This window comes from Bacillus cereus group sp. BfR-BA-01331 (assembly GCF_022663915.1).
In the GTDB taxonomy this organism is placed as follows: Bacteria; Bacillota; Bacilli; order Bacillales; family Bacillaceae_G; genus Bacillus_A; species Bacillus_A mycoides.
On sequence record NZ_JAKUGJ010000025.1, the window covers coordinates 50,941 to 61,758 of the forward strand.

Below are 10,818 nucleotides of genomic sequence, written 5' to 3' on the forward strand. Positions count from 1 at the left end.
AGAGGGGATATATTTGTTACAGAAAAAACAAATAGTTTTATTAAGTTGCTTTATAATTTTGGGTATTCTATCTTTTGGTGGATATCTTCTTCTGAATGATGGTGCAAAGAATATTACTGAAGAAAAAAGCGTATCTGGTACAAATGATGATAGAGTAGAAGTAAAAAATGAACGTGAAAGTCAGAATAAACATTACTTTGTGTATTTAAAACAAGATAACGGAGTTCCAGACACTACCTTTATCCCTGAAAAATTAAATCCTGGATTTGATATAACTGCCAGCTCAAATACGCATATTGAATTTGATGATTATGGAAATATTATTCAGGATGAAAAAATGATTGTTATATACAATAATAAGCTATCAGAGAAAAATAAAAAAAAGATAAAAGAAATAGCAGGCAAACAAAATTATGCAGAAGCCTTAAAAGAAATTCAACAAAGAATTGATGAAACGAAGGCTACAGATTTTAATTCCAACTAATTATTATATCAATAAATGTAGTTTAAATAAAAGTATCAGCAACTAGCTCTGTTGCTGATAACTTTTATCTATACAAATTTTACAAAATTTAATACAACCTTATTTATATTATAAAAAAAGTAACTAATTTATTTTTTTGTAATATATTTAAAATAATATTCAATTCGTTATATTATTATATTAAGTTTTTAACAATTGTTAATTATGAAAATAACTAGGGGGAATAATAATGAAGTTAGGAAAATTAGTACTAATTGGAACATTAGCATTAGGTAGTGTAACAGCAGTTGGAGCATTTGATGCAAAACCAGCGGCAGCAGTTACATCAGTACAAAAAGCAGCTGTAACACAAGATGACTGGGGTATTATAAATACACATATTTTGTATGAGTACATTCAACCAATGCCTGCTGAATACAAAAAACATATTATGTCTAGATACAAAACTGGAAATATCTTCACAGTTGTTACAGACTGGTCTAGCTCTTTAACTGCAAATGACCAAGTGAAAATTTTCCGTGTACTAGATGATGGACAATTAGCTCGTATTAAAACAATCAACTGGACAAATGAATTTGATTACAGCGCAAATAAGCAAATTGCGGTATTCCAAACGCAAATCACTGACGCTTATGGCCCAGGTAAATACGTTGCAGTTTCTTATATTTACGGCAAACATTTAAGGAGCGATTTCTTTACTATTAATCAGTAATACTATTAACCGGTTCCTTAACGTACAGAGAACCGGTTAATTTGTGTCTAAATGTATAATGATTCTGATGCAAATATATGAAGAAGAACGCGGGCTATCCCTTGCTCATACAACTATCATGCCATGAGTTCATCAATATGGTCCCGAATTAGATAAGCGAGTACGACGTCATCTTAAGTCAAGCAATGATTCTTGGCGAGTCGATGAGACGTATGTGAAAGTCAAAGGCCGATGGACGTACCTATACCGTGCTGTTGATTCAAAAGGAAATACAATTAATTTTCATTTAAGTAAAACAAGAGATCATAGGACTGCAAAGCGTTTTTTCAAGAAAGCTTTGCAGTCTTTTCATGTTTCAAAGCCCTGTTTGATTACAGTAGATAAAAATTCGGCCTATCCTATAGCGAGTGAAGAGTTGAAGAAGGAGTAAAAGATGCCTGTAGGCATCCAAATAAGGCAGGTAAAATACCTTAATAACATTGTAGAGTAAGATCATCGTTTTATTAAAAAGAGAGTTCTTTCAATGTTAGGATTGAAATCTTTTCGTACAGCTAAATCTATTCTTTCAGGAATAGAAGTGATGCATATCATTAAAAAAGGCCAACTTATTTTACGGGACAAGTCTGTCCAAAATAAAATAAAGTTTATTCATCAACTATTCGGAATGGCTAAAATCTTTGCACCAGAACCATAAATTTAGACTTAATTATTTCTCCATTTTTCATTTAAGACGAGCTTCTTCTATTATATAGTTTACTTTAATAAATGATTAAGTTGAATACATTCCAAATGCTCACCCTCATGATTTAACTACAACAGTCTCTTCATCTTCCCTCTGATACACTATTCCTTTCCCTATACTATTTCTCAGCATATTCACAAAATCATCTGCGGGCAACCTAATTTTGTTCTTCTCTACTAAAAATATTCGTTGTTAATTTTAAAGCTACACCACCAAATATCGAGATTTCCAAGTCCCCTCTGGTACCTCAATCGTCCCTTTACGTCTTTGACTATTTTCAGACCAGGAAGTTATTTTATTCGTGGCTTGTTTCATAGCTTCATCATTATTGAGGCATTTTTATTTTCTATTTTATCTTGCGAAACAGCAAAAGCGTATGATACTGAAAAGAAATTCCAAATTAAAAAGGTACATACGAAACTAAGCAATCCAATCTTATGAATATTTGTCATTTGATATCATTCCTTTCTATATTTTTCAGAACTGCGCACTAAAGCGTTTTCTATGTTTTTTTACTTTCTTTCCTTTTTTACAATTTCACCCCCATCTCATTTTAACTTAGCATATTAATTGAATCTTTAATGATTCATTTTTTTACCTATACTAGTTAAAGAATATACAGTGTAGGAATAAATCTATAAAAATATTTTAATAAACTCTAAATTCCACATATCAAAAGGTACGCCTTTTGATGTAGTTATATTTCTTTAAAAATCAATGTGTCGAAAGGTTCGAGATAACATTTTGAAGGACTTCAAAACTACATAGACCTTTTGAATCATATATGAATTGTTGGGAAAAGTTTTCCTTTAAGATAATGTAATTCCCGTAATCCATTTGAATCATTATATTTATATGAGTGCATTAACAAGAATGATGGTATAAGTCATTAGGTAAGAATGGGAGCATCTTACACAAGATTAAATGGGGTTAGTTCTGTAAATCTATAAAATTTAGGTTTAGAGTTTCATGTCCCAACCAATAATCTAAAAGTGAAAGTTTAAACTTTCTTGTTCAAATAGTTTGGAGTTTCATGTCCTTGTACAGATGGGGGAAGGGGGTTACTCCCATCATCCACCTAAGTGTTCGTTAAATTCTCATTTAACGTAAACAACAATTGTAGGAATCTAAAATTATCATTTATTTAATCTAACAAGAGAGAGTTTTTATATACCAATTAGATTAGAATTTAAACTATGTATTTTTTATATAATAAAATTAAAGATGAAATGAACAATACATAACATTTAAAACTACTACCTCTAGCAGGGAAAATAATAAAAGTTCAGCAATTTTGCATTGCTGAACTTTTATTATTTATTTTTTCCTATTCTGCCTAAGCTATCTTTAATAGTTGTTTCTCCAAGCTGTGTGTATAATAAGGCCGTATCTTGGCTGGTATGCCCAAGTTGCTGCATCACTTGTAATGAGTCTTTTTCCTCCATATATAATTTATTTGCCAGTGTATGTCTTAATTTATGAGGAGACATCTTTTTACCATAAGCCTTAGTATATTTTTCTACTATATCTTGGATAGCCCTAACCGAAAGAGGCTGTGCAGTATGTTTATACTTCGATAGAAACACATTTCTTAATTCCTTCCCTGGAGCATATTTCTTATCTCTAATTTCCATATACTTTTCAAGATCATTCAATGCAATTGGGGTAATCCATACGGAATCTTCTTTGTTTCCTTTTCGGATTACATCAATTAATCTTTCTTTTAAGTTTATATCTTCCATACGAAGATCGGCCAATTCACTTACACGAATACCACTACCAAGAAAGAGGGAAAGAATAGCTACATCACGATCTTTATCTCTTAGGAAATAGAACAACTGATGTTTTGTTAAAGACTTTTCATGTTCGTACTTAATGTAATTCAAAAACTCTTGATCATCATTATTATGAAATATTTTAGATCTCATACGTTTTGCACGGGCATTTAATGTTTCCTTATCTTTATGTATTTCAATTTTAGCCATTACATTTCTATAAAAATAACATTCTCCATCATCATTCTCTGATAGGGAGGTAAGGTACTTAAATAAAGACTTTAAGGCTGAAATTTTTCTGTTAACAGAGGAATTCTGCATATTTTGTTGTAGTTTTAAAAACCTCATAAAGTTCTCAACATCTTTTTTCTTTAAATTCTCCAAATCAGAGAAGGATATGTCTTTAATGGGCTTAAATTCAATAATTTGTTCAGATAATAACCAATTAAAGAAGACTCTAAAATCATATACATAATTCAGTAGGGTGGAGGGAGAGGCATCATGCAATTCTTTATACTCCACAAATTCTTCTATGTAAAAGGGCATTTCATTTAAATTCTCGTATAATTTCTTACGATGTACTGATTTTTGACGTTGCTTGCTGTAATCCATAAAAATCACCTCATATATACTATAACAGAAAAAACACACGAACACAAGTTCGCGTTAAATTCAATTTTTACACAAACTTATTGACATAATAAAGTTATGGTAAGTTGTTTTAAGAGCAATAAGCTAAGAAAATCTTGTAGATTGTTGCTGGTTTATATGACATAATAAAGTTAAATCAAGTTTTATTTATTCGAAAATGGCCTACATAACATCATTAATAACAGGAGTGATAAGTATGTTAGAAACATTAGAATTTAAATCTACATTACACGGTGAATTATTTGCTAAATTGATGAGTAAAATGGGCGCACAATCATCTGATCGTTACCGTGTGTCATTAGCTTGGGTTTGGTCCGCTACATATAAAGATGAATTATTGAGTTGTGTTGATTCTGGTGTTGATTTAGATAAAATTGAAGAATTGATTAAACCTTACACTAATGCAGAGAAATCTTTAATACGATTCGGATTACAATGTTACAATGAAAACTTTGATGATATTACTTTACCCGATGTTTTAGTATCGTTAGATTTAGAAAATAAAGAAGTTGTTAGACAAGCCATATACTTACGTTATGATATATGAACGCCTGATGGCGTTTTATTTTTGTTCTTCTTTATTTATTATAACTTACTGTTCGTAAAATTGGTATTTCGCGCGAAGTTGTTGAGGTATGTTTTTTCTCCCTTCTTTCCATTCTTTTATGTTCATCAACAGAATTCATTATTCACTTTTCATCAGTAAGTAATATTTTTTGATTTCAGCTCTGTCCGCTTTTACATATCTTTTTTTATTGTACATTTACTAATAGAGTGTAAACAACATAAAAACTCAAAATTATATAAATTTAAGACAAAACAGCTAAGTTAAGCCCTTAGGGCTAAATCGGCTGTATTATACTCGAAACTGAGGTGTTTATAATATCGAAAGAGATGGTTTCTTTTATTGCTTTTTACTTCAAAAATGTTCTTTATTACTCTTGTTTTATGTAGAAGTTGAGCCCAATTTAATTATAATACAGAATTGAAAACATAGCTTTGAAATTCTTTTAACTGTCTCAATAAGATAAGAATTCTTTTCATTTTGAGACAGACTTCGCTTTAATTTCCACAACTTCTGATAAGATATGTTATGTAAACTGAATATAAGTAATTGATTGTGGATACCTTTATATCAGCGGGTTTCCAGCAACCTACCTTTCCCTACTATTACACGATTACAATAAAAACTCACACCACATGACTCGTATGTATCAACATAACTAACCATAGTTCCCACCAAATGATATCGTCGCTTTAACGATTTTGTTCTTGTATTGCTTCTTATTTTCCCCTGGTACTGGCCTCACCGTTTGCTCAATCAATTCTGGGTGCTGTATTTTACCCGTATACTCTTCTTTTTTTACAGGAACGGATATGGTTTCATAATTATCCTGTTCATTATTATTTCCCTTTGTTTCGCTTCCTATCTTCTGGTCAAACTCCTTATCCTCGTATGTTATTTGAGTATAAACGTGACCTTTGCTGCTACACCCTGTTACCAATCCTAAAGCGATACACATTGTAGAAATCATCCACAAAAATTTCTTCATCTTATTCCTCCATCTCTTATTGCTTTTCTTCCCCTACATCATAACGAGGTTGTAATAGTTGTCTGAAAAACTATTGATTTCTATGGTATATCGCGGGTTCGTGTATCTATACGTTGCTATAATCCCCTACTATTTCAAACGTGCTTTTTATGATATTTATGCAGGATTCCCCCTTACATGTACCGAAACTCCAAGAGGGAACCATTCCACTAATTACCATCCCTATTTCTTACTATCGCATTTTGGAGGTTAAAACATGACAAAAAAACGGAACATACAAAAATCAGCACTTTCCATTACCCTTCTCTTATCTTTAGGGGTTTCATCTTTTCCAATTACATCGCCTATTCACGCGGATACACGTGCGGAACAATCTGTAGAAAAGAAACAAATCACTTTAACCGATCGTACAACATTATTTTTTGAATATCTCCAGCATGGTAAATATACAGAAGCCCTGCAATTAACATCCGCTGCTTTTCAATCGAAGTTTACTGCACAAAAATTGCAAGATTGGTGAACACAAAGTAGTGGTGGTGGGATTAAAAACATAGGAACAGCAGAAGTAAAAGAACGTAACTTGGTTCATCAGACAGTTGAGATTCCAATAGAGTTCGAAGGAACTACGATTCCAGTTTTGCTTAAATTCACACCAGGCGGGAAAGTAGATGAAGTTGGGCAAAGGACACCTAAAAAAACATATGCCATACCGCATCCTATCTATGATCGACCTGACTCCTATCAAGAACGAGAAATCGTAATTGGAAATTCTACATACCCTTTACCAGCCACGTTAACGATTCCGAAACATAAGCCTGGTGAAAAGGTGCCCGTTGTTGTTCTTGTTCATGGTTCTGGTATGAATGATCGTGATAGTACAAACATGGGGACAAAATTGTTTAGAGACCTTGCAGCGGGCCTTTCATCTAACGGAATTGCAGTCTTACGCTATGAAAAACGTTCCTTAGAACACACATTAAAGATGAGTGAAGAACCTATTACCTTAGACCGAGATACAACAGAAGATGCCATATACGCAGCAAAATCAGCAGCGCAGCAGGAAGGCGTTGACCCAAGTAACATTTTCATTCTCGGACATAGCCAAGGAGGTGGCGCGATGCCGCGTATACTGAGCAAAGCACCTTCTTCACTTGTTCGAGGCAGTATATTACTAGCACCACCCGCACGACCTATAACTGATGTGCTCATTGATCAGTATCAATACCTCGGGGCACCAAAGGAAGTAATCAATGAACTAAAAAGACAATTCGCCTATTACCAGGATCCTACTTTTGATCCAGACCACCCACCAGCCGGTTACAATTATCCATCCCCGCATTTCATGTATGATGTTGCTCGCTGGCGTCCTGTTGAGGAAGCAAAAACACTTAAAGAATCATTATTGATTCTGCAAGGAGCACGCGATTATCAAGTAACAGTAAAAGATGAATTTACAAGATGGCAAGAAGGACTCTCAAACCGCGGGAATATTCAGTTCAAAACATATCCGAAATTGAACCATGCCTTTACAGAAGGAGATGGTGATTTAAGTCTTCCTAGTGAGTATGAAATCCCTGCAAATGTTCCCGAGTACGTCATTCAGGACATTATTAACTGGGTCAATGAGACAAAAAAATAAGTAAACTTGCAAAAAATCTTCATGCAATCATCATTGCGTGAAGGGGTTGTTACTAAAGCGGAGGATCATGAGAGAAATAGAAAAATATATACATAATAGTAATTAAAGTAGTGAAGAGTCCTGAACATCCAGGACTCTTTCTTATTTATAATGGGGTAGCACCCATTGCTATCCAATTATAACTGCATTACAAAATTTTCAGGAGTGTTTTTTATTACTTTTTTAAGTGGATTCTGGATGCTTTGAAATCAAGTTACCTTTTCCGGACTTATCGTTCCAAAACCTATATACTAATTCAGATTCTCCAAAATGCTCAATGGCCCGTTTAAAGGATTCTAGTTTAGAGAATACTCATATTTTAACAACGTTAAGATGTTTTTTAATTTTGATAAGTGTATATGAGACATTCAAAAGCCTTATAATGTGTCAAACAACAATATTATCAAAAGAGTATACCTGTATTGATAATACTTGATATGACTAGGTTTATCTCACTATCGTTATAAATCTGCATAATCCTGATGTGACCGCGTTTAGTTTTTAGACATATTATATAAATGTCAATTTAATTATTAACTGAGGTGAATTATTATGATAAATCCTTACTGTATTAAAAACAGGGCAATAGGCGGAGTCTATACAACCCATGGAGCTCAAGCAACAATGCATGCAGTATATCATGCAATGCAGCATATGCCATACTATCAACATCCCGCTATACCTTATTATGAAACCATACAATATCATCCCTCTATAGGATATACACCTCAAAGTATATATCCTACTATTTTTACAACAATTCCACTTTATTAACCATCCTCTTGTTTTTAATTATTTTTAAACTGTACAGAAAAACTCCTCCCTCACTTTTTAAGGGGGGGAAGATGTTGACAAAAGAGGATCTGGACATGTCCCATTTTATTTTTTCTACTGTTTCATTAATTGGAATTGCCACAAAATTATCTAAACCTCTGTTCATTACTTCAACTTCAGTTTGATTTGAATAAAATAAATACATTTATCTATTAAAGCCCTTACCTCTGAACTCTTCAATTGTAGTTACCCTCTCTATTCGCGCCTGTTTTCCAATTACTCCGTTTTGTAATCTAATTAAGACCATTGTAAGAATCAGAATCATAACTGATTAAGAGGCTTTGTTAAATGCCCAATATGATATTTCTCATCAAAGCTGATAACACTGAGAACTTGTTGAACATCGCTTCTTACTTCCTATCATTCTTCCACTTTGGCCACCTCATTTCAAAATAAAAAGAGAGACGCTTGTCCCTCTATAGCAAATACTTTTATACAAACAACCTAAATACCACCTTTTATTATTAACCCTAGAACTGCCATAACTATTGCGCTAATAACAATTCGTAAAATCCATGTGGTATTCAGACTGATTTTTTCTAATTGCTTATTGATTGTAGAAATATCTTTTTCATTTATAGTTGTACGAGTTTCCAAGTTACGAATATCTCGCATGATTTCTTTTTGCTCTGCTTTTAGGCTGTCGATTTTTGCATATACATCTTCCATACATTCACATCCTGTTCTAAAAAAATAATACAACAATCTTTATATATTATGAGACAACCCTATTCAGTGTGAATTTATAAAAGATATTTCTTTACCTAAGCCGTAATTAATACAAAATAAAAAAGACCGACATATTAAATTGCCCCTCTTTGGTTTATTCGTTTTCGATTGACCGACTTTTGTGCCACTAATTGTTCTTCAAGTAGTTTAAGTCTTGCTCCAATTTCTGCTTTTACCCTTTCTAATTCTTCTCTTGTAGTTGCAAAATATATCGCTTTTACTGATTTTTTCATTTGATGATTAATTGCCTGCAACTCTCCCACCCATGACTACTTTATAATTTTGAATTGTGTCTGCTATATAACATTCTGATCTAAAAAAATGCATATAATCTTGACTGGGTATGATATGTTGTCCATGTTCTCCGTGTTAGATTTCCATTATCGTCTCAATAGCATATTTATACCGTTCATGAATCTCATATTTTTCTTTCAATTCCATCGGTTTATTATCTTCTTTTAATAATCTATCTAAATAAATCCAAATTATCTCTATTCATCTAAATTCACCCCTTTTAGCAAACCTTTCTTGCTCTAATGTGTTTAGGCTTACCTTACTTTAGTTCGTTCAATACCTCGCCCACTATCCCTACACAAGCGACTATAATCATTCTTCATCCTCCACCGAAATAAAAAGCACTCGAATCGATGCTTTCTTATCATTTGTTAATTTGTAATTCAATTACGGTAAATGAAGTTTTATTCTCCTTCCAATCACTTAATACAGTTTCCTTCATCTGCTGGTTTCGGATTTTATGAGCAGTTAGCTTTGGCTAGCTGCTCTTTTAGTCGCTTCATCAAGCGTATAAGTGATACTGTCAGGTCTCCAACCCGAATGCGCCTCCATAAAACTATATACAGCTCGTGGTGTCCATCCTCTATTAAGGGTATACTCACATTTATTAACTAGATCGTTATAGGTTTTTATATCCATTCCTCTTTTCTACAAAATGAAATTTTTGTTTAGTTTTTCGGATGATCGCACTTCCCTTTGTATGACCTTCTCTATCCGTTCATGCAGTTTTACAAATCACTGTCCGAAAAGTTACTACATACATTCCCAAAAAATTCCGGAGTAAAAATATAAGTCTACATATTATAGAACAAAAGATGAAGGCTTACTCTTCAAAACTTTTGTGGTTTTCATAGGTTTCTTCCTTACACCTGTGTGTCGGTTTACTCATAAGTTGTTATAGTATCAATTGGTTAGTTAATTTATAAGAGAGGTGTAAAAATGAGTGACTTTAAAAAGAATTGTCACATACCCTTTCCATGTGCCTTTCCTTTGCCTCAAATAGGGCCTACTGGAATAACTGGACCTACTGGATCTTCAGGACCTACTGGGCCTACCGGAATTACTGGAGTGACAGGACCTACTGGTGGACCTCCAGGACCTATGGGACCTACCGGAATTACTGGAGCGACAGGACCTACTGGCGCTACGGGATTAATCGGGATAACTGGACCTACTGGTGCTACTGGGCCTATCGGGATAACTGGGCCTATCGGGATAACTGGACCTACCGGGATAACTGGACCTACCGGGATAACTGGACCTACCGGGATAACTGGACCTACCGGGATAACTGGACCTACGGGTACTACTGGACCTACCGGGATAACTGGACCTACTGGTGCTACTGGGCCTACCGGGATAACTG

At 33.7% G+C, this 10,818-nt stretch carries 9 protein-coding genes and 3 pseudogenes; 8 read left to right on the plus strand and 4 right to left on the minus strand.

The window, feature by feature from the left end:
- Window positions 1-13 precede the first annotated feature (13 nt).
- The 4 genes and pseudogenes from MR155_RS26420 (at window position 14) to MR155_RS26435 (ending at window position 2,379) form a co-directional block, all read left to right on the plus strand.
- Window positions 14-484 carry a hypothetical protein gene (locus tag MR155_RS26420; protein ID WP_242311544.1) on the plus strand — a complete coding sequence of 157 codons (471 nt, stop codon included), beginning with the start codon at window positions 14-16 and terminating at the stop codon, window positions 482-484.
- A 229-nt stretch (window positions 485-713) separates the two neighbouring features.
- Complete coding sequence (locus tag MR155_RS26425; RefSeq protein WP_242311546.1) at window positions 714-1,196, plus strand: DUF5065 family protein; 483 nt, start codon at window positions 714-716, stop codon at window positions 1,194-1,196.
- Window positions 1,197-1,278: 82 nt separating this feature from the next.
- A pseudogene (locus tag MR155_RS26430) lies at window positions 1,279-1,890 on the plus strand (IS6 family transposase); the annotation flags it as partial.
- Between the two features lie 315 nt (window positions 1,891-2,205).
- Entirely contained in the window at window positions 2,206-2,379 is a 174-nt protein-coding gene (locus MR155_RS26435; protein ID WP_172805485.1) for a hypothetical protein, read from the plus strand.
- Between the two features lie 872 nt (window positions 2,380-3,251).
- On the opposite strand, the gene xerS is transcribed toward MR155_RS26435, so the two are convergent.
- Window positions 3,252-4,325, minus strand: coding sequence for a tyrosine recombinase XerS (xerS, locus tag MR155_RS26440; RefSeq protein ID WP_242311548.1), 1,074 nt, complete (start codon window positions 4,323-4,325; stop codon window positions 3,252-3,254).
- 196 nt (window positions 4,326-4,521) lie between these two features.
- Here xerS and MR155_RS26445 point away from each other — a divergent pair, with 196 nt between their 5' ends.
- Window positions 4,522-4,911 (plus strand): hypothetical protein, encoded by a 390-nt coding sequence (locus MR155_RS26445; protein WP_242311550.1) that lies wholly within the window; start codon window positions 4,522-4,524, stop codon window positions 4,909-4,911.
- A 676-nt stretch (window positions 4,912-5,587) separates the two neighbouring features.
- On the opposite strand, the gene MR155_RS26450 is transcribed toward MR155_RS26445, so the two are convergent.
- Complete coding sequence (locus tag MR155_RS26450) at window positions 5,588-5,917, minus strand: hypothetical protein (protein WP_242311552.1); 330 nt, start codon at window positions 5,915-5,917, stop codon at window positions 5,588-5,590.
- Between the two features lie 256 nt (window positions 5,918-6,173).
- Here MR155_RS26450 and MR155_RS26455 point away from each other — a divergent pair.
- Both MR155_RS26455 and MR155_RS26460 read left to right on the plus strand, forming a co-directional pair.
- A pseudogene (locus tag MR155_RS26455) lies at window positions 6,174-7,556 on the plus strand (alpha/beta hydrolase).
- A 591-nt stretch (window positions 7,557-8,147) separates the two neighbouring features.
- Entirely contained in the window at window positions 8,148-8,369 is a 222-nt protein-coding gene (locus tag MR155_RS26460; protein WP_242311553.1) for a hypothetical protein, read from the plus strand.
- Between the two features lie 504 nt (window positions 8,370-8,873).
- Here MR155_RS26460 and MR155_RS26465 read toward each other — a convergent pair.
- Together MR155_RS26465 and MR155_RS32090 are read right to left on the minus strand one after the other, a co-directional pair.
- On the minus strand, window positions 8,874-9,098 hold the full coding sequence (locus tag MR155_RS26465) for a hemolysin XhlA family protein (protein WP_016093737.1): 225 nt from the start codon (window positions 9,096-9,098) through the stop codon (window positions 8,874-8,876).
- Window positions 9,099-9,232: 134 nt separating this feature from the next.
- Complete coding sequence (locus tag MR155_RS32090) at window positions 9,233-9,412, minus strand: glutathione S-transferase family protein (protein WP_308281799.1); 180 nt, start codon at window positions 9,410-9,412, stop codon at window positions 9,233-9,235.
- 979 nt (window positions 9,413-10,391) lie between these two features.
- Here MR155_RS32090 and MR155_RS26475 point away from each other — a divergent pair.
- A pseudogene (locus MR155_RS26475) lies at window positions 10,392-10,818 on the plus strand (BclA C-terminal domain-containing protein); the annotation flags it as partial.